The organism is Cupriavidus ulmosensis, from assembly GCF_977008105.1.
In genome coordinates this window covers 1,942,601-1,967,011 of record NZ_CDRMWP010000001.1, presented here as the reverse complement: position 1 = coordinate 1,967,011, position 24,411 = coordinate 1,942,601, and the positions used below count along the sequence as shown (strand labels likewise).

The 24,411-nt window shown below is 63.7% G+C and carries 36 protein-coding genes and 1 tRNA gene; 29 read left to right on the top strand and 8 right to left on the bottom strand.

The window, feature by feature from the left end:
- Positions 1-211 precede the first annotated feature (211 nt).
- On the bottom strand, positions 212-430 hold the full coding sequence (locus ACWTPI_RS08965) for a hypothetical protein (RefSeq protein ID WP_454731471.1): 219 nt from the start codon (positions 428-430) through the stop codon (positions 212-214).
- Between ACWTPI_RS08965 and ACWTPI_RS08960 the strand changes: the two genes are divergently transcribed.
- The 6 genes from ACWTPI_RS08960 (at position 429) to ACWTPI_RS08935 (ending at position 3,316) form a co-directional block, all read left to right on the top strand.
- Positions 429-983, top strand: a complete 555-nt coding sequence (locus ACWTPI_RS08960; RefSeq protein WP_454731470.1) for a hypothetical protein — start codon at positions 429-431, stop codon at positions 981-983. The two genes, ACWTPI_RS08965 and ACWTPI_RS08960, sit on opposite strands and share 2 nt — an antisense overlap.
- 380 nt (positions 984-1,363) lie before the next feature.
- Positions 1,364-1,852: a hypothetical protein gene (locus ACWTPI_RS08955; protein ID WP_454731469.1), complete on the top strand. Its 489-nt coding sequence runs from the start codon at positions 1,364-1,366 to the stop codon at positions 1,850-1,852.
- Positions 1,852-2,154 (top strand): hypothetical protein, encoded by a 303-nt coding sequence (locus ACWTPI_RS08950; protein WP_454731468.1) that lies wholly within the window; start codon positions 1,852-1,854, stop codon positions 2,152-2,154. The genes ACWTPI_RS08955 and ACWTPI_RS08950 overlap by 1 nt, the downstream gene beginning before the upstream one ends.
- A gap of 11 nt (positions 2,155-2,165) precedes the next feature.
- Positions 2,166-2,501: a hypothetical protein gene (locus tag ACWTPI_RS08945; protein ID WP_454731467.1), complete on the top strand. Its 336-nt coding sequence runs from the start codon at positions 2,166-2,168 to the stop codon at positions 2,499-2,501.
- Positions 2,482-3,075 (top strand): hypothetical protein, encoded by a 594-nt coding sequence (locus ACWTPI_RS08940; protein WP_454731466.1) that lies wholly within the window; start codon positions 2,482-2,484, stop codon positions 3,073-3,075. The genes ACWTPI_RS08945 and ACWTPI_RS08940 overlap by 20 nt, the downstream gene beginning before the upstream one ends.
- Positions 3,076-3,118: 43 nt before the next feature.
- Entirely contained in the window at positions 3,119-3,316 is a 198-nt protein-coding gene (locus ACWTPI_RS08935) for a hypothetical protein (RefSeq protein ID WP_454731465.1), read from the top strand.
- A 54-nt stretch (positions 3,317-3,370) separates the two neighbouring features.
- On the opposite strand, the gene ACWTPI_RS08930 is transcribed toward ACWTPI_RS08935, so the two are convergent.
- Positions 3,371-3,568: a hypothetical protein gene (locus tag ACWTPI_RS08930; protein WP_454731464.1), complete on the bottom strand. Its 198-nt coding sequence runs from the start codon at positions 3,566-3,568 to the stop codon at positions 3,371-3,373.
- 184 nt (positions 3,569-3,752) lie between these two features.
- On the opposite strand from ACWTPI_RS08930, the gene ACWTPI_RS08925 reads away from it, so the two are divergent.
- The 22 genes from ACWTPI_RS08925 to ACWTPI_RS08820 all read left to right on the top strand — a co-directional run bounded on the left by ACWTPI_RS08925 (position 3,753) and on the right by ACWTPI_RS08820 (position 17,107).
- Entirely contained in the window at positions 3,753-4,064 is a 312-nt protein-coding gene (locus tag ACWTPI_RS08925; protein WP_454731463.1) for a hypothetical protein, read from the top strand.
- 744 nt (positions 4,065-4,808) lie between these two features.
- On the top strand, positions 4,809-5,924 hold the full coding sequence (locus ACWTPI_RS08920) for a DUF7666 domain-containing protein (protein WP_454731462.1): 1,116 nt from the start codon (positions 4,809-4,811) through the stop codon (positions 5,922-5,924).
- 3 nt (positions 5,925-5,927) lie between these two features.
- Positions 5,928-6,344, top strand: coding sequence for a hypothetical protein (locus tag ACWTPI_RS08915; RefSeq protein WP_454731461.1), 417 nt, complete (start codon positions 5,928-5,930; stop codon positions 6,342-6,344).
- A gap of 9 nt (positions 6,345-6,353) precedes the next feature.
- On the top strand, positions 6,354-6,629 hold the full coding sequence (locus tag ACWTPI_RS08910; RefSeq protein ID WP_454731460.1) for a hypothetical protein: 276 nt from the start codon (positions 6,354-6,356) through the stop codon (positions 6,627-6,629).
- The gene (locus ACWTPI_RS08905; protein WP_454731459.1) at positions 6,626-6,823 is read left to right on the top strand and encodes a hypothetical protein; all 198 of its coding nucleotides are present in this window, start codon (positions 6,626-6,628) and stop codon (positions 6,821-6,823) included. Before ACWTPI_RS08910 ends, ACWTPI_RS08905 begins: the two co-directional genes overlap by 4 nt.
- Positions 6,820-6,966, top strand: a complete 147-nt coding sequence (locus ACWTPI_RS08900; protein WP_156174070.1) for a hypothetical protein — start codon at positions 6,820-6,822, stop codon at positions 6,964-6,966. Before ACWTPI_RS08905 ends, ACWTPI_RS08900 begins: the two co-directional genes overlap by 4 nt.
- Before the next feature lie 118 nt (positions 6,967-7,084).
- A complete protein-coding gene (locus ACWTPI_RS08895; protein ID WP_454731458.1) occupies positions 7,085-8,335 on the top strand; it encodes a hypothetical protein in 1,251 nt (416 codons plus the stop codon).
- Complete coding sequence (locus ACWTPI_RS08890) at positions 8,332-8,961, top strand: ERF family protein (protein WP_454731457.1); 630 nt, start codon at positions 8,332-8,334, stop codon at positions 8,959-8,961. The genes ACWTPI_RS08895 and ACWTPI_RS08890 overlap by 4 nt, the downstream gene beginning before the upstream one ends.
- Entirely contained in the window at positions 8,958-9,569 is a 612-nt protein-coding gene (locus ACWTPI_RS08885; RefSeq protein WP_454731456.1) for a hypothetical protein, read from the top strand. The genes ACWTPI_RS08890 and ACWTPI_RS08885 overlap by 4 nt, the downstream gene beginning before the upstream one ends.
- Positions 9,566-10,198, top strand: coding sequence for a lambda exonuclease family protein (locus tag ACWTPI_RS08880; RefSeq protein WP_454731455.1), 633 nt, complete (start codon positions 9,566-9,568; stop codon positions 10,196-10,198). Before ACWTPI_RS08885 ends, ACWTPI_RS08880 begins: the two co-directional genes overlap by 4 nt.
- Before the next feature lie 13 nt (positions 10,199-10,211).
- On the top strand, positions 10,212-10,769 hold the full coding sequence (locus ACWTPI_RS08875) for a hypothetical protein (RefSeq protein ID WP_454731454.1): 558 nt from the start codon (positions 10,212-10,214) through the stop codon (positions 10,767-10,769).
- Between the two features lie 35 nt (positions 10,770-10,804).
- Positions 10,805-11,419, top strand: a complete 615-nt coding sequence (locus tag ACWTPI_RS08870; RefSeq protein ID WP_454731453.1) for a 3'-5' exonuclease — start codon at positions 10,805-10,807, stop codon at positions 11,417-11,419.
- 36 nt (positions 11,420-11,455) lie between these two features.
- A complete protein-coding gene (locus ACWTPI_RS08865) occupies positions 11,456-11,737 on the top strand; it encodes a hypothetical protein (protein ID WP_454731452.1) in 282 nt (93 codons plus the stop codon).
- 1 nt (position 11,738) lies between these two features.
- Complete coding sequence (locus ACWTPI_RS08860; protein WP_454731451.1) at positions 11,739-12,701, top strand: hypothetical protein; 963 nt, start codon at positions 11,739-11,741, stop codon at positions 12,699-12,701.
- On the top strand, positions 12,694-13,167 hold the full coding sequence (locus ACWTPI_RS08855; RefSeq protein WP_454731450.1) for an XF1762 family protein: 474 nt from the start codon (positions 12,694-12,696) through the stop codon (positions 13,165-13,167). The genes ACWTPI_RS08860 and ACWTPI_RS08855 overlap by 8 nt, the downstream gene beginning before the upstream one ends.
- Positions 13,157-13,771, top strand: coding sequence for a hypothetical protein (locus tag ACWTPI_RS08850; RefSeq protein ID WP_454731449.1), 615 nt, complete (start codon positions 13,157-13,159; stop codon positions 13,769-13,771). Before ACWTPI_RS08855 ends, ACWTPI_RS08850 begins: the two co-directional genes overlap by 11 nt.
- A 29-nt stretch (positions 13,772-13,800) precedes the next feature.
- Positions 13,801-14,025: a hypothetical protein gene (locus ACWTPI_RS08845; RefSeq protein ID WP_454731448.1), complete on the top strand. Its 225-nt coding sequence runs from the start codon at positions 13,801-13,803 to the stop codon at positions 14,023-14,025.
- 8 nt (positions 14,026-14,033) lie between these two features.
- Positions 14,034-14,246, top strand: a complete 213-nt coding sequence (locus ACWTPI_RS08840) for a hypothetical protein (protein WP_454731447.1) — start codon at positions 14,034-14,036, stop codon at positions 14,244-14,246.
- Positions 14,239-14,634, top strand: a complete 396-nt coding sequence (locus ACWTPI_RS08835) for a Lar family restriction alleviation protein (protein ID WP_454731446.1) — start codon at positions 14,239-14,241, stop codon at positions 14,632-14,634. Before ACWTPI_RS08840 ends, ACWTPI_RS08835 begins: the two co-directional genes overlap by 8 nt.
- Positions 14,631-15,155, top strand: coding sequence for a hypothetical protein (locus tag ACWTPI_RS08830; RefSeq protein ID WP_454731445.1), 525 nt, complete (start codon positions 14,631-14,633; stop codon positions 15,153-15,155). Before ACWTPI_RS08835 ends, ACWTPI_RS08830 begins: the two co-directional genes overlap by 4 nt.
- Positions 15,149-15,580 (top strand): ASCH domain-containing protein, encoded by a 432-nt coding sequence (locus ACWTPI_RS08825; protein WP_454731444.1) that lies wholly within the window; start codon positions 15,149-15,151, stop codon positions 15,578-15,580. The genes ACWTPI_RS08830 and ACWTPI_RS08825 overlap by 7 nt, the downstream gene beginning before the upstream one ends.
- A gap of 300 nt (positions 15,581-15,880) precedes the next feature.
- Positions 15,881-17,107: an Arm DNA-binding domain-containing protein gene (locus ACWTPI_RS08820; RefSeq protein WP_454731443.1), complete on the top strand. Its 1,227-nt coding sequence runs from the start codon at positions 15,881-15,883 to the stop codon at positions 17,105-17,107.
- Positions 17,108-17,155: 48 nt separating this feature from the next.
- Here ACWTPI_RS08820 and ACWTPI_RS08815 read toward each other — a convergent pair.
- From ACWTPI_RS08815 to ACWTPI_RS08795, 5 genes are all read right to left on the bottom strand, one after another.
- Positions 17,156-17,242: transfer RNA gene (locus tag ACWTPI_RS08815), tRNA-Leu, on the bottom strand.
- A gap of 264 nt (positions 17,243-17,506) precedes the next feature.
- Complete coding sequence (locus ACWTPI_RS08810; RefSeq protein ID WP_454731442.1) at positions 17,507-18,835, bottom strand: MFS transporter; 1,329 nt, start codon at positions 18,833-18,835, stop codon at positions 17,507-17,509.
- A 109-nt stretch (positions 18,836-18,944) separates the two neighbouring features.
- Positions 18,945-20,279 carry an amidase gene (locus tag ACWTPI_RS08805; protein WP_454731441.1) on the bottom strand — a complete coding sequence of 445 codons (1,335 nt, stop codon included), beginning with the start codon at positions 20,277-20,279 and terminating at the stop codon, positions 18,945-18,947.
- Positions 20,276-20,953: a DUF2848 domain-containing protein gene (locus ACWTPI_RS08800; RefSeq protein WP_020201264.1), complete on the bottom strand. Its 678-nt coding sequence runs from the start codon at positions 20,951-20,953 to the stop codon at positions 20,276-20,278. The genes ACWTPI_RS08805 and ACWTPI_RS08800 overlap by 4 nt, the downstream gene beginning before the upstream one ends.
- A 45-nt stretch (positions 20,954-20,998) precedes the next feature.
- On the bottom strand, positions 20,999-21,706 hold the full coding sequence (locus tag ACWTPI_RS08795) for a GntR family transcriptional regulator (protein ID WP_454731440.1): 708 nt from the start codon (positions 21,704-21,706) through the stop codon (positions 20,999-21,001).
- A gap of 404 nt (positions 21,707-22,110) precedes the next feature.
- On the opposite strand from ACWTPI_RS08795, the gene ACWTPI_RS08790 reads away from it, so the two are divergent.
- Positions 22,111-22,950: an IclR family transcriptional regulator gene (locus ACWTPI_RS08790; protein ID WP_454731439.1), complete on the top strand. Its 840-nt coding sequence runs from the start codon at positions 22,111-22,113 to the stop codon at positions 22,948-22,950.
- A 13-nt stretch (positions 22,951-22,963) separates the two neighbouring features.
- Here ACWTPI_RS08790 and ACWTPI_RS08785 read toward each other — a convergent pair whose 3' ends face one another.
- Complete coding sequence (locus ACWTPI_RS08785) at positions 22,964-24,211, bottom strand: Zn-dependent hydrolase (protein ID WP_454731438.1); 1,248 nt, start codon at positions 24,209-24,211, stop codon at positions 22,964-22,966.
- Positions 24,212-24,411: the final 200 nt, after the last annotated feature.

Genomic DNA, 24,411 nt, shown 5'->3' with positions numbered 1-24,411 from the left:
GCACACGACTGCGATTGCACGAGCCCTTGGCGTGTCAGCAGAGTGGCTGGCGAACGGGATTGGAGAGCCTTACGAACAAGGCAGCCCTGCCTTCGATCAGCGAGCTGCAGTTGAGGCATGCATTCGGTCCACGCAGCAGCTGCTTGCAGACCTGCAGAACCTTGCGCAGGTGCTTGGGGGATCGGTGGCCGGGCCATCGCGGAACCCATGACTAGACCTCGGCCTTCGACTGAGCAGACATGTCGGCGTAGAGGTCGTCGATGGTCATTCCACTCGGCAGCAGTGGCACTAGTCGCAGGAAATGCTTCGGCGCTGCGTACCCACGCTTAACCCACCGCTGCACCTCCTGATAGGCGACAGCACCATCCAGGGCGCGAGCCACAGCAACCGGACCGTCGTTCGCCTCCACCAACCGTTCGATAGCGTTCATGAGTAACTCCAATTTCGATGGAGAGTACAACAAAAACGTGCATTACACAACAAAAACGTGTGAGGACGAGTACAACCTTAAGTTGTATCCTCCGGGCATGAGTACGATTGGCCAGCGAATCCGCAGCGCTTTGATGCGCCTCGACAAGACGCCCAAATGGCTGTCGTCCCAGGTGGGCGTCAGCTATGAGACGGTGCGGAAGTGGTTGTCAGATGAAAGCGCGCCGAAACGCGGCCGCGTGACCGCGGTGGCGGTAGCCCTAGGGTTGTCCGAGGAAACCCTCATGTTTGGCTCTGGCGCAACACCGCCAACTCAGGCGGGCGAACCTGTGATTGCACCAGCGCCTCAAGAATCTGCTCAGGCGTGGCCGTTCAGCGTGCCGCGCGCGGAGTTCGACAAACTCTCGCCCGAGGACCGCGCCAACCTGGATGCGGTGGTGTCGAAATTCATAGCGGGATGCTTGGCTGAGCAGCCACTTTTCGCCCGTAAGAAGAAGGTTCTTACATTTACCGGCCTGCACCCCGAATCAAACGATCAGCATAAAGCTCGATAGCCCCACTTCGGCGGGGAATCCACTGAAGCAACGGTGAGATACCCTAGGGCTTTTCAATGGGTCCACCATGAAACGGTTGCTCGTTTTATCGCTTCTTGCCCTATCTGGTTGCGCTACCCCTACCGTATTCCGCGATCCAGCGACAGGCCAGGTGGCCCAATGCAATGCCACCACGCCCGGCGTCTTTCCGATCATCGCGCAATACGAGATCACTAATTGCTCGCAAGCCTACGTCAAGATGGGCTGGCAGCAGCAATAGCATCATGGGCTACGTGCCGCCACCAGTTAGCACCCCAACCCAAACGATCTGTAACCGGCTGGGCCAGCAAGTCCAATGCACAACGTATTAATAAAAATGCATATAGCCGGAAAACGCAGACATGAAAATTCCATCCTGGCATCGCCCCCTGATTGTAGCTTTCATCTTGGGCGCACCATTTTCTGTGTATGCGAGCGACCCTGGCAACGCAGATCGCTGGGTCACACTTTCAATGGATCCGGTCAAGGATGCAGTCGTACTAACGCTTCTTGACAAAAACACAATTTCCCGCCGAGCAGAAGGTGGGGATGTTTGGATTAAATGGACTAGTTTGGATATATCTCCATCGGATATGAGAGAGTTAATCTCCAAAGTAAAAGAGAGTGACGGAAATTTTAAGTTAGATAGACCAATAAAAACCACTGAGTTGGCTATGTTCCGCGAGCGCGTAGATTGCAAGCGCAAGATGTCCGCAACGCTGCGGATAGCGGCTTTTGGTGGAGAAACTTCGATGCCAAAGCAAGCCCAACTAAAATCCCCGCCACCAGAAAGCAGCGAAGAGAAAAACCTGGTTAGCATCTGCAAATTTCTTCGAACAGGACACACGTAATGAGAACAACTATTATTCTCTACGCGCTATTTATCTGTGCTGCCAGCGCGAGCGCCCAAACCTACGTCCGCCCCTCCATCGACAAAAACGGAAACTACCGCGAGGGCCATATGCGGTCCAACCCAGATCAGTTGCGCTCCAACAACTACAATGCCGAGAACAACCAGTATGGTGGGGTAAATCCCTACACGGGTCAGCGTGGGCACCAGAAGGACGAGTACAGCAACCCACCGCAATTCAATCAGTCCTTTGGGCGCCCGGCTGGACAGCCCAATCAGCAGCGGCGTAATTTTCAATACTGATCACATCCATCATGGAAGAACACCCCCCTCCATTAGATGATGAAATTAATAGGCTTTTCAACGAAGCGCTCGCTGGCGATGTTCAGAAACTAATGCGCTCCCAAATTGGTGCGCTTGCAGCATCGGACGGAAGCTTATTAATATTGATTACCGACTTGGTAAATCTTCTAATTGAATCTGGAGTTATCGATAAAAATAAGTTGCTTAGTTTTATTGATAATAGACTTAACTCCACATTCAAGCAAGAGGATATACCATACCCAAACATCCTAAGTACAATATACAGAAACTTCAAGAACGGACTGCAACTGCCTTCCGAGGGTGGTAATGGCGACCAAAAAAAGTGATGCGGATTTCGCACAAGATGCGATTGACGATATTGTAAAAGGAATCCAGAGCGAAACCTCGTCGCAGGAAGATGGCCTATCGTTTACGCTCAATCCGCCACTTTTCGAGAGCCTGTATAAGCGCTACGTTGAAGCACTGGCGGCTACCAGTGCCCTTGCACACCCATCGGCCGAGCCCCATAATGAATCTATGACTGATGTCACCCGACCGGAAATTGATGCGAAACTTGAGGCCATCGAAGCAAGGATGGACGCGAGAGTTGCGCGCATCGAGGAAAAGATCGACGGCCTTGTTTCGCTATTCACTGAGCGCGACAAGAGATTCGAAGAGCGCGACAAGCGATTGGAATCGATCGCGGCGCGCGCCGAGCAGTCAGCTGAGAAGGCTAGCGACCTGAAGAGGCACCTATGGTTAAGCGTTGCAGCCCAGGTGGCTGCAATCGCAGCCATCATCATAGGAGCCTACTACGCCACATACCAGTCCAACATCTCAATTGTCCAGGGCGTGATAGGCGCAATTCAGTTTGGCCAGCAGAATGCTCCAGCTGCGACGCCACAACCCAGCAAGAAGTAGGTGCTGGCGACTCGAATAGTGGGGAGCAGCCCATAATGACGGCATGGAACCTAGAGTCAAAGCCCCCGAAGACGCCCACATTGATGTCCGCGAACGCCTCGCGCGCATCGAGACGAAACTCGACCATGTTGCATCCAAGGCGGATGTATCGATACTGGAGAGTACGCTGCTGAAGTGGTTTGTCGGCACCGCGTGCACATTGACGGGGCTGGCGTTCGCGGCGGCCAAGCTCATCAACTAGCATATTTCCCCACAAGGCACGTAGGCCCGCTCACTGAGGCGGGCTTTTTGTTGCCTAAATCCTCATCCGCGCCTCTAGCTCCATTCGCCACAGCGTCGCGCCTACGTCCATTAGCGCAAGCATGATTTTGCGAGGCGTCTTCTCATCGGCCATGATTGCTGCCAGATCGGCCATTGCGCGCTGTGCCGGCAAGTCCTCGTCTTCATCACTGGCCAGGCACTCGAATGCCTGGATTGCATCTTCCGGTGTCATGTTGGACTCCAATGTCTACCTCGTAGATAGTCTACGCCAAGGTCCAGGGTGGCACAGCACCTTGCCGCGCGACGGCAGAGCCATCTGTCTCCCAACCGGAGAGGGGTGCCCTAGTACCCCGCCCTCCCCGTAATCTGGCTGAAAGGCAAGACCGACTCTTGCCCAAAAATTAGAAGACGGGGTCATGGACAACATCATTCAGATGTCAGCCTTCCGGAACGGGCGGACGGCGAGACAGCAGGTACGGGCGCGCCCGCCGGACGACGATCCAGCCGAAGACCGCATCACCCTCCAGCACCACTACGGCGGCTCCTATGAGGCCACTATCGGCGGCCTCTATGCGGATGACCCCCTGCTTATCTTCCGCTCCCTCCTGGACCTTCTCGTGAGGGTTGCAGCCGCCTTCCCTCACTCTGGAACTAACGCCATCGAAATGCTGGCGGACGCCATCCGCCGTCTGGCCCTCGCCAGCCAGGCCGGCGCCGTCGCGAAATAGCCTTCCCGCCGCCTCCTGCGTGACTGCAAGGATGGTCGCGCCCGGCATGTTGTCACCCTGAAAACAACTTTTTGTTGCATTACACGTTTTTGTTGTGTAAAGTTTTCTCCATCGACGCACCAATGCCAAAGGCAACCAAGGTGCGAGTTCTTTGACAAGTCGGGATTCAGGAGAGGGCGCGCAGGGATGCGTTGCTCGGGCGGGGTGGTAGTGCACCCCGCCGGCTGACAGGTTTGACTGAGCGGGCCGACGCTGTATTGCCGGCCCGCCTCATCAGGTCACGATTGCGAAGACGATCATCGCCACGGCCCGAAGGCATGCGGCTAGATCGATTCGCAGATCCACCTTCACAGAAACTTTCATGGCTCATCACCTTGAAAGCTCGTGGCCACGAGCTGGTTTAAGGCTCGTACATTGATGACCCGGCGTTGCTACCGGGGCCAGATCGCTACCTAGGATGGCGGCTCTGGCATCAGCTCTGGATCGGTTATGCAACTGCGTCGCTGCAAACGCCCGATTTCGCGCGGCGACCGCGACAACAAGCGCAGAAGCTTGGCCGATCCATCACCTTCAGCGGCTTACTAGACCGCAACCGGAGTTAGTGGCTCCGGCGGTCCTAGGATAGCAAAACTGCGCGCCCTCCCCTGAATCCCGGCTTCGTCAAAGTCAACCAGATGGAGTGAGCCGTCTCTCGCTTTCTCCATCAGCACTGCACACGCAGAGCCAAGACCGATGGAGATGCAGATGGAAGACACCGCAGCGAATCAGCAAATTGAGAAGGTTGCCGTCGAGCAAGGTGAGTGCGTCGTAACAGCCTACAAGGGCTTCAACAAGGACTTCGTATGCCATCCCAGTGGTGGCCAGCGCGTGCAGTATGCGGTCGGTGAGACGTTCGTGATCGACGGAAAGATCGAGGCGTGCGAACGCGGATTCCATGCCTGCGAATTCCCGCTCGACGTGTTTGGCTATTACGCGCCGGCCGATAGCCGCTTCGCCTCTGTGGAAATGTCCGGCGAGCTGAGCCGCGAGAACTCGGATAGCAAGATCGCCGCTGCACGCATCAGCATCAAGGCCGAGTTGAAGATCCCTGAACTGGTATCGCGGGCCGTCAGCTACATCCTGTCGCGCGTGGAATCTAGCAAGACGGAATCGAACACCGGCTACCAGTCGGCGGCCACGAACACCGGCGACCGGTCGGCGGCCACGAACACCGGCTACCGGTCGGCGGCCACGAACACCGGCGACCGGTCGGCGGCCACGAACACCGGCGACCGGTCGGCGGCCACGAACACCGGCGACCGGTCGGCGGCCACGAACACCGGCTACCGGTCGGCGGCCACGAACACCGGCGACCGGTCGGCGGCCACGAACACCGGCGACCGGTCGGCGGCCACGAACACCGGCGACCGGTCGGCGGCCACGAACACCGGCTACCGGTCGGCGGCCACGAACACCGGCTACCGGTCGGCGGCCACGAACACCGGCGACCGGTCGGCGGCCACGAACACCGGCTACCGGTCGGCGGCCACGAACACCGGCTACCGGTCGGCGGCCACGAACACCGGCGACCGGTCGGCGGCCACGAACACCGGCGACCGGTCGGCGGCCACGAACACCGGCGACCGGTCGGCGGCCAGCGCCGAGGGCAAGCATTCCGTGGCAACCGCTATCGGCATCAAGGGACGTGCCAAGGCCAGTGCCGGGAGTGCCATCGTTCTCTGCTATCGCGACCAAGAAGCCGATGGCGACGACTATGGCCAGATCCTGCACATTCGCGCGGCCATCGCTGGCCGGGATGGCGTCAAGCCGGATACCTGGTATTCGCTGGATGCTGGCGGCAACCTCATCGAAGCGGAGTGACCTATGACGCCCGCCGAAATCGTCAGCCGGATTTCCCCGGATGACCGCACCAAAGCCCTGATTGCCTTCGTGGCCATCGACCAGATGGACTTGCTGGGGGTGGAGGGTGAAGAGACGCGCCGGCTTCACCGTGAGGCGCATTACACCGATCTGCGGGATCAGCTGGTGGCGAAGGCCAATGCCAGCCAGGAACGAGATCAGGCTGTGGCCGCGCCGGCGGTCGTTTCGAGTTGGCATCGCCCGTCGGGCTCCGGTGGCATGTACACCTTGCGCAGCAAGGATGAGCAGGCCCTCCGTCAGCGCGCGCAGATCCTCAAGGCCTCCATCGATGCCTACCGCAGCCCCTCTATCAGCACGCCTCACAAGGATGCGGCCACGGGCGATCTGGTGGTCGAGGTTCGCTACTACGGCTTGAGCTGAGGGCGCGCCATGCAAACCGTAACCATCGAACTCGACGGCGTGAGCCTGCAGGTGACTGGCAACTACCTGCGCGGCTACGAAACCTCCCACGAAGAACCCGGCCAGGGGGATTGCTTCGAGGTGGCCACCGTCACCGATTCGGGCGTGGATGTGACCGACTTCCATGATCTCGATGAAGTCGCCGACCTCGCGCTGGATGCGTATCTCGAAGACCAGGCGCGCGAGGCTTCCGATGCTGCGGATCGTCGTCGCGACGAGGGGCTTTTCTTGGGAGCCGCAGCATGACCGCTACTCAAGCGGCCGCCCGTCAGGCTGCACGCGAGAATCTTCAGCACGAGTTGGTAGAAACGTTGGCCGCTGCTCGACAGTGGCTCAACGGTGACAAATGGCGCTTTGGCTCACCTGATCAACGTAAGGCATGGGAAGACATCACCAAGCGCATGGATCAGGCCCTCGCTCTTGTCAGGGGGCAAGCATGAACCGCCGCGACGACTTCCTCTGCCGCTTCGAGCGCCGTCATCCGTGGATCTTCGGCACTCTCCTGGCCCTCGCCATCGTGCTGCTTTACGCCTGCGTGGCGGACAACGAAACGATCTCGATTCTTCCTGGGTGGTCGACATGAAGGACGACACCCCGATGGTCGCATGGGTGCGCTTCCTGCGCGCCGCTGGCCTTAAACACTCTGGTCGCTGCCGCGCAGACGGCAGCCTTGAACTGATCCCGATCCGCTGAGGACAATCATGGAATCACCTGAAATGGAAGTGCTGGACGCAGCTCCGGCAGAGTCGGCGACCGCCCTCGCCTTGTACGACCCCGTCGAGGCCGGCCTCGCCAAGCTGCGGGAGGAAGGCGCCGAAGCCTTCGACGTGAAGACGACCGAAGGCAACAAGGCAGCGCGCGAGTTCGTGCAGCGCTGCGTCGGCACGCGCACCGCGACCGAGGAAGCGTACACGAACTGGAATCGCCCGCTGATGGCGCTCCAGAAACAGGCTCGCGAGAAGCGCGACGAGATCGTGGCGTCGGTGAAGGCCATCGAGCAACCCGTCAAGGATCTGGTCGATGCCGAGCAGAAGCGCAAGGACGAGGAACGTATCGAGAAGGCGCGCATCGAGAGCGCGCGCATCTCGGCCCACCAAGCGTTCCTGAACGCGATCATCAACCTGCCGAAGGGCTATCTCAGCGCGAGCGTGGCCGATGTCGCCGCCGCGATCCGTGACCTGGAATCGCCGAAGTATCTCGGTCGGCGCGACTGGCAGGAATATGCCGACCAAGCCAAGGAAGCGGCCGAAGGCGCCCTGACCACGCTCCGCGCCCATCTGGAAAACGCCAGGGCGCGCGAAGAACTGGCGGCGATGCGTGCCCAACAACAGGCGGCGGCTGCCGCGCAGCAAGCCCTGGCGGAAGCGGCCGAAGCCGAGCGGCAGCGTATTGCTGGCATCAAGGACCGCATCCACGCCATCGAGACGGCGGTATCGACGTGCATCGGGCTGGGCGTGAAGCAAATCCAGCAACGCATCGATTCGCTGGCCCGCGAGGCGGCAGACGATTTCGGTGAATTCCAGGCCGATGCCGGCGCGGCCATCAATGCGGCGCTAGGCAACCTGAATGCGATGCTCGATACCGCGCGCGATGCGGAAGAACTGCAACAACTGCGTGCGGATCGGGATAGGCAGGAACGCGAGGCCAAGGAAGCCGCCGAGGCTGCTGCCCGGGCCGCCGAGCAGGCCGAAGCGAAGCGCATTGCCGACGAGAAGGCGGCCGAAGCGCGCCGACAAGCGGAAGCCCGCGCCGCCGAGGAACAGCGCCAGCGCGAGGAAGCCGCTGCTCGCCGCCGCGAGCAAGAAGCCGCAGAGGCAGCCGCCCGGCGCGTGCGGGAGCAGGCCGGCGCGCTGCTGGCCCTGCTGGTCGAGGCCCGCCCTCACGTCCCGGCCGGCGAACTGGCCGACCGCATCGATGCCACGATCAATGCGGCCACCGGGAGTGCAGCATGACTCGCACCGACCTCCCGCCGCTCGAAACCAACCTCACCCCGGCGCCCGAGGGCGGCATGGGCCCGATGTACTCGGCGCTGGCCAAGGCACAAGGCGCCTTCAAGCCGATCACGAAGAATCGTTCGGTCACGATCCGGCCGCGAGAGAAGGCGGCCTATTCCTTCAGCTACGCCGATCTTCAGGAGATCCGCGAGAAGACCACGCCCGCCCTTTCCGAGAACGGCATCTGCCTGTTCCAACTCGTGACCGATGCCGAGGGCGTGACCGTGATCCGCACCGTACTAGGCCACGACAGCGGCGCGCAGATCGAGTCAACCATGCGCGTGCCGCGCGGCGACGGCGACATCAAGAACTTCGGCGCCACGATCACCTACCTGCGTCGGTACATCGTGACGGCCATGCTCGGCGTGGCCGCCGATGATGATCTGGACGAGGACGGCGATGACCAGGGCGCCGGCCAGTCTCCGGTAGCACCGGAAATCCACGCTGGCATGCGCGATGCCAAGACCATCGGCGACATCAGCAGGGTCATGAGCGGCTTGGGCAAGGAGGAAAAGGCCAAGTACGCCGACTACTTCAATCAGCGCATGCAGGAACTGCGCGCTGCTCCGCAGGAGGCAGCATGACATCCTCAGTACCCGCGCAGCGGGCTACGAACGCCCCTCAACCGGCCGACGGTTCGATGGTTGCCACTGCTCGCCGCAATCTCTCTGCTTTCCTGTCAAAAGCAAGCTTCGCCACCAGTGTGGACCGGCGAGCAGCGCTGGACTGCTTGGAGGTGCTGTGTACCGCTCTGGATGCCTCCCCGCAACCGAGCGCCAAGGCGCTGACGGATGAACGGGCACTCGACCTTTACGATGAGATCGAGTGCGACTTGCGCGGTCTGTTTGCCCGCGCGTCAAAGGAAGGCCACGATTTCGGCCAAGGACTCGCCGGGCAGGTAAGGGCAAAGATGCAACGTGCCCGCGCTCTCCTGGCCGCAGAGCAGCCCAGCAATACGGCAGCACCGAAGCCGTACTATGGCCTTGAAGTGTGGCGGCGTGCTCGATTCGGTGCCTTCCACGAAGGCAAGTTCGTGGAGCTGGAGTCGGATGACATAGACCATCCGGCCGCTGGCCGCGCTCGCTGGGTTGGTGGCAGCCATGACTATGAGTTGCTATCTCACATCTTCATCGACCTTGCCGCCGACCGCGTATCGCTGCCCAGCGAGGACAAGCGCGAGGTGCAGTCGTGATTGTCGTTACCTGTCAGCAGGGCAGCGAGCAATGGCTGCAAGCCCGCGCGGGCGTGAACACCGCCAGTAACTTCCGCATCGCCCGCTCCCGTAAGCGTGCTGGCGGCGACTGGTCCGACACTGCCCTCAAACTCGCCTTCGGCACAGCCATCGAGCGCATCAGCGGTGCCCCGCTCAACGAGGGTCACGAGACATGGCAGATGCGTCGCGGCCACGAACTCGAACCGGATGCGCGCATCGCCCACCAAGCCGACATCGGCGTCTACGTGCAGCCGGTCGGCATGGTCCTGTCCGATGACCGAGCCTTCGGGGCAAGCGCGGACGGCTGGATCGGCAAGGACGGCGGCGCCGAGTACAAGTGCCTCATCTCCCCTGACGAGTTGCGCACTACGCTGATCGATCACGACCTGGAGAAGTATACGGACCAGGTGCAAGGGAATATCTGGCTCTCCGGCCGTAAGTGGTGGGACTTCTGCATCTACTGCCCCGCCCTCAAGTCCGTGAAGGAATTCTTCCGCTGGCGCATCGAGCGTGACGACGACTACATCGAGGCAATGGTTGCCGACCTGTGGGAATTCGAAAAGCTGGTGCAGTCCAACGTTGCCGCCTTGCGCAAGCTGGCGGCCTGACCGGAGATCGATCATGAAAGGAACGCCATTCGTCCCGTGGACGCCCGATGAAGAAGAGCGGCTGCGCGAACTCTGGCCCAACGGCCAGCCCACCAAGGTGATTGCCGCCCACTTCCCCGAGCGCTCAGCTGCCGCAGTGCTCAAGCATGGTTACGACATGGGCCTTGGTCCGCGGCATTGCGCTCGCCCCTCGTTCTCTCCGGTATGGGAGGGCATCAAGCGGGCGCTCGCCGGCGGCCAGAAGATGACGTCCAAGGAAATGGCCGCAATCCTTGGCGTGACGCCGCACGCGGTGCAGAAGCACATGAAGATGCGCCACGGCACCGAGGTGCGGATCGGCGGCTACCAAACCAGCGAGCACGCCCCGGCCGTCAACCGCTGGACGCTCGGCGCCGGCCCGGACGCGCCCAAGCCCAAGCGCAAGAGCCGCAAGGAAGTGAATCGCGCCTACTCGCGGCGCAAGCAGAAAGACCCCGAGTATTGCGCGCGGCAGAACCAGCGCGCTCGCCTTCGCTATGCCGAGAAGCGCGGCCAGCTGATCCGCCGCGATCCCGCTGCGGCCTGGCTCTGACCCACCCATCCGACCACATGATCTAGGACCATACCATGACCCCGATCCTCATTTACGATTCAGAGACAACTGGTATTCCCCAATGGGGCCTGCCCAGCGAAGACCCGAGCCAGCCGCGCATCACCCAACTCGCCGCCGAACTGCACGACGAGGACACCGGCACCACCCTCGCCTTCATGGACCTCATCATCAAGCCCGAGGGCTGGACCATCCCCGAGGAACTTGAAGCGCTGACCGGAATCACGAACGAGAAGGCCGAGCGCTTCGGCGCCCCCATCGGCCAGGCGCTGGGCCTGTTCCTCGAGATGTGGAAGAAAGCCACCCTCCGCGTCGCCCACAACGAGCCCTTCGACATGCGCATGATCCGCATCGAACTGATGCGCTCCACCGAGCACGACGATGTGTTCGCGGACGAGTGGAAAGCCGGGCCGGCCTTCTGCACGCAGAAAAACAGCACGAAGATCGTCAACCTCCCGCCAACCGAGAAGATGGCTGCCGCAGGGCGCTATCACGCGAAGTCGCCGAATCTCGGTGAAGCCTACAAGCACTTCACCGGCACCGATCTGATCGGCGCCCACAACGCCGCCGTCGATCTGGCGGCTTGCCGGGAGGTGTACTACGGCATCAAGCGCTACCACGCAGCGGCATAGCGTTTAGCGCGCGGCAAGGACCATCTAGGATCACCAATGAAAACCAAATACGAGAAGCTTGACGCCCTGATCATGGGCAATCTCAGCTGCCGGTCAATGATCTTCAACGATCTCTACAGCGGAAGGGTGAGGGACGAATGCAGGAGGATTGTCGACGAAGAAAACAAGAATTCTGGCCTCCCCGAGTGGAAGTACGTTTGGGCGGAGCGCATCCTCGATCGACGTCTCCAAGCCCTGCGCAAGGCCGGAAAGATCCGTTTCCTCGGCAGTGGCAAGAACGCGGGCTGGGCGCTGGTCGACAAGCAGCGGGGAGCATGAGATGGGCGAAGAACAAAAACAATCCGCCTCGTTGGCACATGGGCTGACGGATGGCTGGAAATTTGACTCCGATACAGAAGGCTGGCGCGTGGAGTCGCCTAGCGGAGATTCATGCTACCTGTTCAATGCTGACAGCGAGCATGGTCAAGCTAGCGGCCCAGCTATCCGCGAAGTCTTTCGGCAACTTGTCGGCGATCTCCATTTCCATCGGCACGAGGAACTTGCTTCATCGCCGCAGCCGGCTCAGAACGCTGCCGTCCTGCGCGATCTCGCGCAAGCCCTGGCATGGCAGTGCTTCGGGGAATGCCGCGGATATTCGGAGCGGCTGCTGTCGCCGATAGATGCGCTGGCGGCGGCGCGCGATGTGCTTGGAATCCCTGCCGCACAGGCTGCGCCGCAGGCTGCTGAAAGCGTCCTGCGCGAGGCATCGCTATGGCTACACGCCACATATGACCGTCCTCCACAGACGCCCGACTGCGCCGCGATGCTGGCCCGGGTAGATGCCGCGCTCGCGGGGCAATCGGCGCTGCAGGCCGGAGAGGCGCAGGCCTGGCGCGCCAGGTTCCCTCAATACGAGTTCCGGCCGCAGGACGATTGCGTGGCGCTCAAGCTGGAACGGCCGGCCGGAGAGGATGCGCGGCCGGTGGCGTGGATCAGCACAGTAATGTGTGTCGGGCCGGACTACGGTAAAGAGCGATACGGGAAGTTACCCATCCAATCATTGCAGCCCGGCTATTACAAGCACACGCCGCTCTATGCCACCCCACAGCCAGCAGCCCAGGCGGCGCCGGCCGTGCCGGAAAGCGAGCGTTGCAAGGAACTGACCGACGCTGAAATCGAGCGCGGCTGGCACGCCACATTCAGCACCAGCAACCCGTACTGCCCGTGCAATCTCAAGTCGTTCACCAAGGCCGTGCGCTGGGCCGTGGCCGCGCTCACCATCCAAGGAGCGAGCCATGATTGAGCTGCGCCCTGTGACGCGGGACGTGGCCGACGACTACATCCGCCAGCATCACCGCCACCACGGGGTGCCCGTTGGTGCCCTGTGGCGCCAAGCGGTCCACGATGACAGCGGACGCCTGGTCGGTGTGGCTGTGTCCGGCCGGCCTGTGGCTCGTGCCCTCGATGACGGCCTTACGGTAGAGGTAACGCGCCTCTGCACAGACGGCACACCGAACGCCTGCTCGATGCTCTACGCCGCCGCCCGGCGCGTAGCGCAGGGCAAGGGATACCGGCGCGGCCTGACCTACATCCTGGCGAGCGAGGACGGCGCCAGCCTGCGCGCGGCCGGCTGGCAGTTCCTGTGGCATGTCAAAGGCCGCAGTTGGAATTGCCCGAGCCGACCTCGCACCGACAAACACCCGACAGATGACAAGCAGGCGTGGGGCTGGGGTTCCTGGCCTATGGAGGAAATTAGCCATGCTGAATGACGGAAAGGATATGCAGAGCGCGCCGAGCGCCGGCGTGCAACAGGCGGCGCCGGTAGCGCTGCCGTTTGCTGTGCTTGATGCGCTGCGCTTCTATGCGAATGGCCTGCATTTCAACATAAACGACCGGGACGCATGGGACACCGTATCCGGAGAGCCGCAGAATTATTGGTGCGACGAGGCTGGCATATCTACCGTCGAGGACGGCAGCATTGCCAAGGCCGCCCTACAAGGTGTTGCATTCACCGATGGTGAGGATGCCGATCCCATCGACGGTGAGGTCTATACCGCCGCCCCTGCGCCGAGCGCATCGCCTGCCGTCCCACAACCGAGCGCCAAGGCGCTGACGGATGCAAAGGATTGGCTGCTTGACGTGATGGGTGAGTGGGATTTCACCATCCCGGCCGGGGCATTCGACAAGATCGTTGCCCTCCTGGCCGCAGAGCAGCCCAGCGAGGACGAACGCGATGCGGAGCGGTATCGCTGGCTGCGCGACGTGCATATCGGCGACGATCCGGAGGCGATCGAATTGAAGCCCGCAAGACATGGCGGCCTTGACTCGGCCATCGACGCCGCCATCCAGCGAGACAGAGAAGGGAGTGCGTGATGCAATGCTGTGAACTGTGCGGACAAGTCATGAACGCCATGCAGATGCCGACCGCCTGGAATTGGTTCACCGGCTACTTCGATCGGACGGTGACGTTTTGCCAGTCCTGCAACAGGAAGCATCCGGAGAACATCCGGCGCCTGCTCAATGCATCCCGCGTAAAGCCTGAGGAAGGCGTGCCTCGCACGTCAGCGCACGCCGCCATCCGCTTCATATTTGGCGCCACGCCACCAGCAGCCGCAATCGCCAAGTGAGAAGAGAAATGAGCCGCAACCCATATACAGAATCCAGCGACTTCATCCGATCGCGTGTGGATGACTACGATGAGGATCTCGGCATACGAGTGCCAACGATTAGCCGCTCACAAGCATCGATCGCACGGAAAGCTATTGCCGAAGCGCTTGGCATGGACGATGAGGCGCTCGCAGTCAAATTGGCTGATTACGCGCGAAGCAAGGGAGTGATCCATGACTGAGAGCGTGGAGTTGAAGCCGTGTCCGTTTTGTGGTGCTCGGCCGACCCTGAAGCGGCTGGATGAAATCGTCGGAATCTCATGTGGCGAGGAATCCGGTTGCGACAACACTGGACTATTCATTGCCTTCACCGCAAGCAAGGAGACAGAAGCCATCGCTGCCTGGAACCGCCGACCCCCTGCCGATGCTCCGGACGGCTGGCGCACCGTCATGGAGGACCTGGTCGAAGAACTCGAAGAGCAGGTGTGCCATCGCTACCAAGGCTACCCACAGGACGACCGCCGCTTCGTTCGCGACATGCTGACGGTGAAGGAAGCGAGGGCCATGCTTGCGGGTGAACCGGTGCCCGCCAATACCACCGCCATTCAGGCGGAAGGCGGCGCAGCATGATCGTCCCCGACAACATCATCATGCGCGAGACCGCGCACGGCCACGGCGCCCACGGCATGGCCTTCTACGGCTATGAGGACATCGCCGGCCTGGGTGTCCAGATGGAGGCGCGCCGCGAGAGCAGCCGCTGCGCATTCATTGAGACGTGGCTTCACAAAGCACTGCCGGAGCGCCAGTTTGCCACGCTGGCCGAACTCCGCGCAGCTGCGGCCACGCTTTCAGATGAGCAGGTGGCGGCCGAGGCCGCGCAGTACCCCCGCTTCCGCAGCATGGCGCCTGACACCTGCGGCAATGCTTGCCGGCTCTGCCCGAGGCCGCCCTACACGGGCCAGCGCATCAAGCACGACACCTGGCGTGTGCGAGTCGCGATGGGGTGGCGCGCCATCACTGACCGGTGCTGCAGCCTGTGCGATGCCCATTTCAACCAGTTCAACGGAAAGCCAGCCGAGCTGATCGCAGCCCTTGAGGCCGAGGCCGCAGAACGCAGTGCTCGCGCGGCGGCGAGGGGGTTGTCATGGTGAAAGCACTCTCCATCCGCCAGCCCTGGGCCTGGCTGATCATCAACGGCTACAAGGACATCGAGAACCGGACGTGGCGCACCACGTACCGCGGCCCGGTGCTGATCCACGCCAGCAAGGGCATGACTCGAGCCGAATACGATGCAGCACGGCAGATGGCCGAGGCGATCGACTCGCTCATCATCTTTCCGCGCTTCGATGCGCTGGCGCGCGGTGGCATCGTGGGTGCCGCGACGGTGACGGACTGCCTCCTGTCATACAAACGCACATCACCGCGGCACATGCAAGGCTGTTATGGCTTCGTGCTAGCCGACGCGAGGCCCCTGCCATTCGTGCCGCTAACTGGCCGACTGGGCTTCTTCGATGTACCGCCCGAAATCGCGGCAATGGCAACCAGCCCGGCAAAGACCGAGGCCGCCATCGCGTAGGCCAAAAGCATTCAGAAATTGGGGTTCTCCGGGTCTGCAGCATTCCGCCAAGCACGGCGGATCGGAGAAGAAAATGCGTGGAATTGATCTGACCGAGCGCCCGGCCGCCGCCGCGATGCATCCGGAGGGCTAGGACGTCATGGTACGCTTTGTAACAATCGCCAAGTTCTGTGAGTTGACCGGCTACACGCCAGCGGCTGTCTACACACGAAAGTGCAAAGGCATCTGGCCAGAAGGCAGCGTCTGGCGGTACGAGCCAGGCACCAAGAAAATCATCATCGACATGGATGGGTACGAGCGATGGGTAGAAAAGGGACAGGAGTCACTATCGTTTCAGACTCCAGCTATGAAATCGCCTTCACTTACAAGGGCGAGCGCTGCCGGGAACGCATCAAGGCGAAGCCCTGCCCTGCCAATACTCGAAAGCTGACGCAGTTCCGGGCCGCTGTGATGCACGCCATCGAGAAGGGAGAGTTCGACTACACGAAGACCTTTCCCGACTCCAAGCGTGCCGCTGCACACGCCGAGATGCCGGGTGATGCCCTGACCGTTGAGGTCTATTTTGATAGGTGGCTCACCCGAAAGAAGGCGGAGGTCAAGGCATCGACCTTCAAGGGCTATGCGCTGATCGTCAATCGATGGGTGATCCCGAAGTTCGGGAAGATGCACCTATCGGACCTCAAGCGTGGCCCGATCCGGGACTGGCTGGCCACCATCGACGAGAAGAAAGAGAAGAAGGTGTCGAACAAGCGGCTCTCCAACATCCAGAGCTGCATGCGCTCCGCCCTCGGAGACGCCGCAGACGACGAGATCATCGAGTCGAACCCACTTGCCGGGTACACCTACGCGCGCGCTGAGCGGCCGGTCGAGGGCGCGGGCGCCGACGAGATTGACCCGCTGTCGCCGACCGAGCAAGCCGCTGTGCTAGCCAAGCTGCCTGCCGGCAACCGGAATATGATCCAGTTCGCACTGTGGACCGGTCTGCGCACGTCCGAATTGATCGCCCTGAACTGGTCCGATATCGACTTTGTGGAAGGCCATGTCCGAGTGCGGCGCGCCCTGACACGCGAGGCGAAAGGGATAGCGGAGTTTCCGAAGACCGCGGCGGGCCGGCGCGACATCCGCCTGCTAGGCCCTGCCAAGGATGCGCTCCAAGCCCAAAAGTCACTCACCTTTCTGGCCGAACTGGATGGCCCCATCTTCAAGACCGCCGCCGGCGAGCGATTTTCAGGATCACACCAGCTATGGCGCATCTGGCAGGCAGCACTCAAGCGCGCCGGCGTGCGCTACCGGAATCCCTACCAGACTAGGCACACTTACGCCTCGATGATGCTCTCCGCGGGCGAGCACCCCATGTGGGTCGCCAAGCAAATGGGCCATGCGGACTGGACGATGATTGCCCGCGTCTACGGGCGCTGGATGCCATCTGCCGATGCCGAGGCCGGCAATCGGGCCGTTGCGAAGTTCGCTTCGGATGCTGGCAAATTTCCTGTCAAATCAGAAGAAAAACGGGCAAAAACCAGCTAGATTTTTGACAGCAAACTAAGCCAATGCTATTGATTTAAAAGGGAAATTTGGTGCGAGGGAGGGGACTCGAACCCCTACACCATTGCTGGCGTCAGGACCTAAACCTGGTGCGTCTACCAATTTCGCCACCCTCGCAGTCCCTGCGGGCGCATCCCTGGCGGGAGGCCGCTTTGCTCGCTAGCGTGCCGGGCGGCATGTGAAGCCACATGAGCAAGGAGAAGCCCAAAGCAAAACAGGCGGCTTGGACTGCCCGCCTGGCTTGTGTTCCTGTGCTGCCGGCGCACTTTGCGCATGCAGCGCAACGAGGCAGCGGATTCTAGCGCAAAGCGCGCGGGGAATCCAGCCCTCCCCGCGGTCCTCGCCGGGGTCTTCCCCGCGCGGGCGCGCCGGGCGCCGGTTTCAGCGCTTGACCTTGATGCAGGCCAGCACCAGCACGGTGGCGCAGGCTTCCAGCGCGGCGACGAAGTACAGGCCGGAGGAAAGCTGGCCGGTGCTGGTCTTGAACCAGCCGATCATGTACGGGGCGACGAAACCGGCGAGGTTGCCGATGGAGTTGATCAGGGCGATGCCGCCGGCGGCCGCGGTGCCGGCCAGGAAGGCGGACGGCAGCGACCAGAACACCGGGAAGGCGGCGAGGATGCCGATCGAGGCGATGGTCAGCGCGATCAGCGCCAGCACCGCGCTGTGCAGCCACATGCCGGTGAGCACGAGGCCGGCGGCGGCCATCAGGGTGGCCAGGGCGCAGTGCAGGCGGCGTTCGCCGGTGCGGTCGGAGTGGATGCCGTTCCAGATCATGGCTAGGGTGCCGGCGATGAAGGGCAGCGCGGAGACCAGGCCGATCTGGAGGTTGCCTTGCACGCCGAGCTCCTTGATGATCGACGGCGACCAGAACGCGATGGTGGCGTTGCCGCTGACCACGCAGAAGTAGATGGCGGCGCAGATCCAGACGCGGGCGTTGGCGAAGGCGTCGCGCAGCGACGAGTGCTTGGCGGGGTCGCGGTTCTCGGCGTCGATCTCGCGCGTGACGAGGTCGCGCTCGCCCGCCGTGAGCCAGCCGGCGCCGGCCGGCTTCTCGGGCAGGAACATGAGCACGGCGATGCCGGCGAGCACCGACGGAATGCCTTCGATGACGAACAGCCATTGCCAGTTGGCGAGGCCCTCGACGCCTTCCATGCGGCTCATGATGAAGCCGGCCAGCGGGCCGCCGATCACGCCGGCAATGGCGAACGAGGTCATGAACAGGCCGTTGATGCGGGCGCGGCGATGGGCGGGGAACCAGTAGGTGAGGTAAAGCACCACGCCCGGGAAGAAGCCGGCCTCGAAGATGCCGAGCAGGAAGCGCAGCGCGTAGAACTGCATGGGGGTCTTGACGAAGATCATCGCCATCGACGCCAGGCCCCACAGGATGGTGATGCGCGCGAGCGTGCGGCGCGCGCCGATCTTTTCCAGCAGCAGGTTGCTGGGCACTTCGAACAGGAAGTAGCCGATGAAGAAGATGCCGGCGCCGAAGCCGTACACGGCTTCGCTGAATTGCAGGTCCTGCAGCATCTGCAGCTTGGCGAAGCCGACGTTGACGCGGTCGATCCAGGCCAGCACGAACAGGAAGACCAGGAAGGGAACCAGCCGCACCGCGATCTTGCGGTAGGCATGGTCGCGCTCGGCGGCGCTGGGCGCGGCGTGCCCTGCGGTGTCGGGGGTGTCGGGGGCGCCGGTCATCACGGTAGTCATCGGTACAACTCCTTGGATAGGGATGGCGGGGCCGCGCTGCGTCGGCGCGGCCCTCTCGGTTCGTCGTGGCTGGCTGGATTGCTGGCGGGTTGCTGGTGAGGTTGCTGAACTACCGGAGCACGGCCTCGATGGCGCCGGCCACCTGCAGCACGCGCGCATCCTGGCCGCCGAGCCCGCACACGCCGAGGCCGATGCCCCGCTCCGCCGCTGGCAGCGGCAGCGAAACCGCGCAACCGTCGAGGAAATTGATCACGCTCGGGTTGCGCAGCACCAGGCCGTTGGTGGCGAAGAAGGCTTCGTCGCTGTCCAGCGCGTCGAGCCGCGGCGGGCGCACCGCCACCGTGGGCATCAGCCAGGCATCGGCTTCGCGCAGCAGGCCGGCGGCGCGCGCCTGCATGGCGCGGCGCGCGGCCAGCAGGTCGAGGTAGTCGGCGGCGCCGAGCTTCTCGCCGCGGCGGATGCGCATGGCCACGCGCGGGTCGTAGGCGTCGCCGCGTTCGGCCAATAGCCGTTTGTGCCAGTGCCACGACTCGGCCGCGGTCAGGCCGCCGCCGGCGTTGATGTCCGGCAGGCGCCTGAGTTCGGGAAAGTCGAACGGCACGATGCGCGCGCCGAGGCGCGACAGCGTTTCCAGCGTGGCCTCGAACGCCTGCGCGACCGCCGCCTCCAGGCTGTCGCAGACGAAGTCGCGCGTGACCAGCAGGCGCAGCCCGGCCAGCGGCGCGGGATGGCTGTCGAGCGTCTCGCCGCTGAGGATGGCGTCGAGCGCGGCGCAGCAGGCCACCGAGCGCGCCAGCGGGCCGGCGGAATCGAGCGAGGTGGACAGCGGCACGCCGCCGTCGAGCGGCACGCGGCGCGCGCTGGGCTTGAAGCCGGTCAGGCCGCAGAACGCGCTGGGAATGCGGATGGAGCCGCCGGTGTCGGTGCCGAGCGCGGCCACCGCCATGCCCTGCGCCACGCTGACCGCGCCGCCCGAGGTGGAGCCGCCGGCGATGCGCGCCGGGTCGAACGGGGTGCGCGGCGTGCCGTAGTGTGGGTTCAGGCCAAGCCCGGAGAACGCGAACTCGCTCATGTTGGTGCGCCCGATCAGCACGGCGCCGGCCGCGCGCAAGCGCGCCACGGCGACAGCGTCGGCGCTGGCGGGCGCGCCGGCCAGCGCCTTCGATCCGGCCCGCGTCACCTGCCCTTTGACGTCGAACAGGTCCTTGACGGAGACCGGCAGCCCGGCCAGCGGCGAGGCCACCAGCCCGGCGGCGCGCGCCTGGTCGGCCGCGCGCGCGGCGGCCAGCGCGCCGGCCGCGTCCACTTCGAGGAAGGCCGTGCCGCCCTGGCGGCGATGGTCTGCGATGCGCGCCAGCGCCTGCTCGGTCAGCGCCACGCTGGTGGCGCGCCCCGCGGCGAGGTCGGCGGCGAGCGCGGCGATGGTCGGGTGCGCGCCGCTCATGGCGCCACCGCCAGGCAGGCCACGCGATAGGCATGGCGCAAGGTGCGCTGGCGCACCGGGTCGTGCAGCTCCACTTCGAACGCTTCGCCGCTGCCGAGCTCGCCGATCACCGCCTGGGTGCCGCAGAACATGGCGGTGCCGGGCGGCAGCGCGTCTTCGCCGGTCAGGCGCCGGATCAGGTCGCGCGGGTCGAGCAGGCGCGTCACCAGCCCTTCCTGGTACAGCTCGCGCCGGCCGCCGCGGGTGCGCCAGCAGCGCATCTGCAGCTGGTCCCAGTGGTCCGCCACCTCGGCGAAGCGCCACAGTTCGGTGCCGAGCGGCTTGGCGCACATCTGCTTGGAGACGGTGACGTCGTAGGCCTCGACCTTGCGGTCGGTATGGTCCGAGCCGACGCCGATGTAGAGATCGTCCGGACCGGCCAGCAGCACGAATTCGATCTCGCCCGAGGAATCCTCGCGCGGCACCTCGAGCAGCGTGCCGGTAGTCAGCAGCGAGGCCGCCAGCGGGTAGAAGCACGGCACGGTCGAGGGCGGCCTGACGCCGATCGCCTCGAGCTCGCGGATGTGATGGTTGACGGCGTCGGCGTCGCGGCCGGTCCAGCCGGCGATGATGAGGCGCTGGATGTCGAGGGCGAGCGCGCCCTCGCCGGCGACCTGGAATTGCAGTGTCGGCATGTTCGTACTACCTGTTACCTGTGGCGGAAGAAAACTGTCGGTGGTTCAGATGGTCCGGATGATGTTCTTCCGGAATTCGTCGATGTGTTCGCGGATGGCCTCGCGCACGGCCGGGATGTCGCGGCGTTCGAGCGCGTCGACGATCTCCAGATGTTCCTGGTAGACCTTCTCGAGGTGCCGCGGGTCGGACAGCGAGAGGAACCAGAAGCGCGCCTGCTTCTCGTGCAGGTTGCGCAGCAGGTCGGCCAGCACGCGGTTGCGCGAGGCGGCAGACATGGCGGTATGGAACTTGAGGTCGAGCGAGGCCAGCCCGGCGATGTCGCGCCGCGCCAGCAGATCGGGCGTGCGGTCCACGATCTCGCGCATGGCCATGAAATCGCTCTCGTGGCCGCGTTCGGCGGCGAGCGTGGCGCACAGGACCTCGTTGGTCGCGCGCACCTCGATCATGTCGAGCACTTCGTTGAGCGACAGCGGCGTCACCAGCACGCCCTTGCGCGGCAGGATCGACACCAGCCCTTCCACTTCCAGCCGGTGCAGCGCCTGGTGGACCGGCGTGCGGCCCAGCCCGAGCAGGCCGGCGACCTGGGCTTCGTTGAGCGGCTCGCCGGGGCGGAACTCGCAGGCGATGATGCGGCGCTTGATCTCGGCGTAGGCCTGCTCGCGCATGGCGGCGCCGGTGGCGGCACGGCTCGTGCCGCCGTCCGCTGCGGCGCCGGTGCCGGCGGTGCCGACCAGCCTGATCGGATGGGCCATGATGCGTTCCACGGTATTGAAGTTGTTGTGATACTAGTCTGATATTTCACTGATCGTCAACACGGTCAGGATTGGGGTAAACGCTAGAGCGAGATGACTGGTTTCCCGGCAGGCATCTGGAACAGGCTCGATAGCGAACGGCCCCGAAACACCAGTTCACGCCTCGCAAAGCCTTTGCGGACAAGGCTTTTCGGCCTGCTTGCCGGCCTCCCGCCTATCGCCGCGCCACAGCGCGCCCTCGCCCGCTATTCCCAAAACAACGCCATCCTTTTATGATGGACGCATTGTCGATGAATCGATAATCGATTTAGTCGTATATTGGTGCAATATGCATTCATCGTGGTGCAGGGCATCCCAGCGTTGGTGCCGGGAGCCGGCGCCGCGGACTCGACGGAACAGCGGAAATGACCGTGCAGGACATCGAATACCAGGGCGGCGGCGTGCCGCCGCAAGCCGCGGAAAGCGGCGAAGACACCACCCGGCCCGACCCTTTGTTCAACCAGTCGCTGGAGAAGGGCCTGGACGTCCTGCGCGCCTTCAGCGTCGTCCACCGCACGCTCACGCTGGCGGAGCTGGCCGCGCTTACCGGCATGACCAAGAGTTCGGCGCAGCGCACCGTGCATACGCTGGAAAAGCTCGGCTACGTGGCCAAGCACCCGCAGACGCGGCGCTTCCGCCTGACGCCCAAGGTGATGGAGATCGGCTACAACTACCTGTCCGCCGACGCCCTGATCCAGGCCGCCAGCCCTTACCTGTCGCAGCTTGCCAATGCCAGCGGCGAGACCGCCAACCTGACCGAGCCGGTCGGGCTGGACATGGTCTACGTGGCGCAACTGATGACGTCGAAATACATCCCGGTTCTGACCCCGGTAGGCATGCGCATTCCGATGTACTGCACCAGCAGCGGCCGCGCCTACCTGAGCACGCTGCCGGACGAACAGGTCATGGCCATGCTGGAAAGCTCGGCGCGCGTGGCGCGCACGCCGGCCACGCTGACCGACGTGCGCGCGATCTTCGAGACCGTGGCGGCCTGCCGCAAGGTGGGTTATGCGTGCAACAACGAGGAACTGTTCCTCGGCGACATGGGCATCGGCGCGGCCATCGTCAACAGCCAGGGCCAGCCGGTGGGCGCCGTGCACGTGTCGCCGCCGGCCAGCCGCTGGAGCATGGCCGAGGCGCAGAAGAAGCTGGCGCCGATGGTGATCGAGTGCGCGTGGGCGATTTCCCGCTCCATCGCGCACTGAGAGCGCGGCCAGATTACCGCGCGTGCTCCAGCATGGCCTGCAGCAGCACGTTGGCGCCGGCCTCGATATGCTCGGGCAGCGCGTCTTCCAGCTCGTTGTGGCTGATGCCGTCCTTGCACGGCACGAAGATCATGCCGGTCGGCGCGCGCTGCGCCACGTAGACCGCGTCGTGGCCGGCGCCGCTGACCACGTCCATGTGCGGCAGCCCCAGCGCCGCGGCCGCGCGCCGCACGCTGTCCACGCAGGCGGGCGCGAATGCGCACGGCTCGAACTTCACCACCTGGCGGATCTCCACCGCGACTCCGCCCTGCTGCGCGATCTGCCCGAACGCCGCGCGCATGGCCGCGTCCATGCGGTCCAGCCCCGGCTGCGACAGGTTGCGGAAGTCCACCGAGAAATCGACGCGGCCCGGGATCACGTTGCGCGAGTTGGGCGCCACGTTCACGTAGCCGACCGTGCCGCGGCCGTGCGGGGCCTCCGCCACGGCGATGCGGTTGACCTCTTCGATCATGCGCGCGGCCGCCAGCATGGCGTCGTGGCGCAGCGCCAGCGGCGTGGGGCCGGCGTGGGCGTCCTGCCCGGTCACGGTCACGTCGTACCATTGCTGGCCGAGCGCGCCCGAGACCACGCCGATCGGCAGCCCGGCGGCTTCCAGCACCGGCCCCTGCTCGATATGGGCCTCGAAATAGGCCGCGAACATGCCGCCCGGCACCTCGCCCGCCGCGTGCTCGCCGCGGTAGCCGATCTGCTCGAGCGCCTCGCCCACGCTGATGCCGTCGAGGTCGCGCTGGGCGCGCACGAATTCGGCCTCGAACACGCCGGCGAAGGTGCCCGAGCCCATCATCACGGGCGTGAAGCGCGTGCCTTCCTCGTTGGTCCAGAACGCCAGCTCCAGCGGCGCGCGCGTGACGACGCCGTGGTCGTTGAGCGTGCGCATGACCTCCAGGCCCGCCAGCACGCCGAAATTGCCGTCGAACTTGCCGCCCGAGGGCTGGGTGTCGATATGGCTGCCGGTGGCCACGGTGGGCGCGTCCGGGTCGCTGCCGGCGCGGCGCGCGAACACGTTGCCCACTTCGTCGGTCCGCACCGCGAGCCCGGCCTCGCGGCACCAGCCCGTCACGAGGTCGCGGCCCTGCTTGTCGAGCTCGGTCAGGGCGATGCGGCACACGCCGCCCTTGGGCGTCGCGCCTATCCTGGCGAGTTCCATCAGCGATTGCCAGAGGCGGTCTGCATTGATGCGGGGGAGGTGTTGCTGGTCCATGTCGGAAAACCGGTTGGTTGGGAAACGAAAGGACAGGTCAGCAAAAAGCAGGCCATGAGAAAAGCGCGGCCGGGACGCGCCCGGCGCCCCGCCCGGACGGCAACTGGCACATGACTTGCTTGGAGGAATTCGTCCGTCTCCCCTTCCCCCACCCAGGAGTCCTGCCCGTGACCGTTTTTTCTTCCTCCGCCACCGGAAGC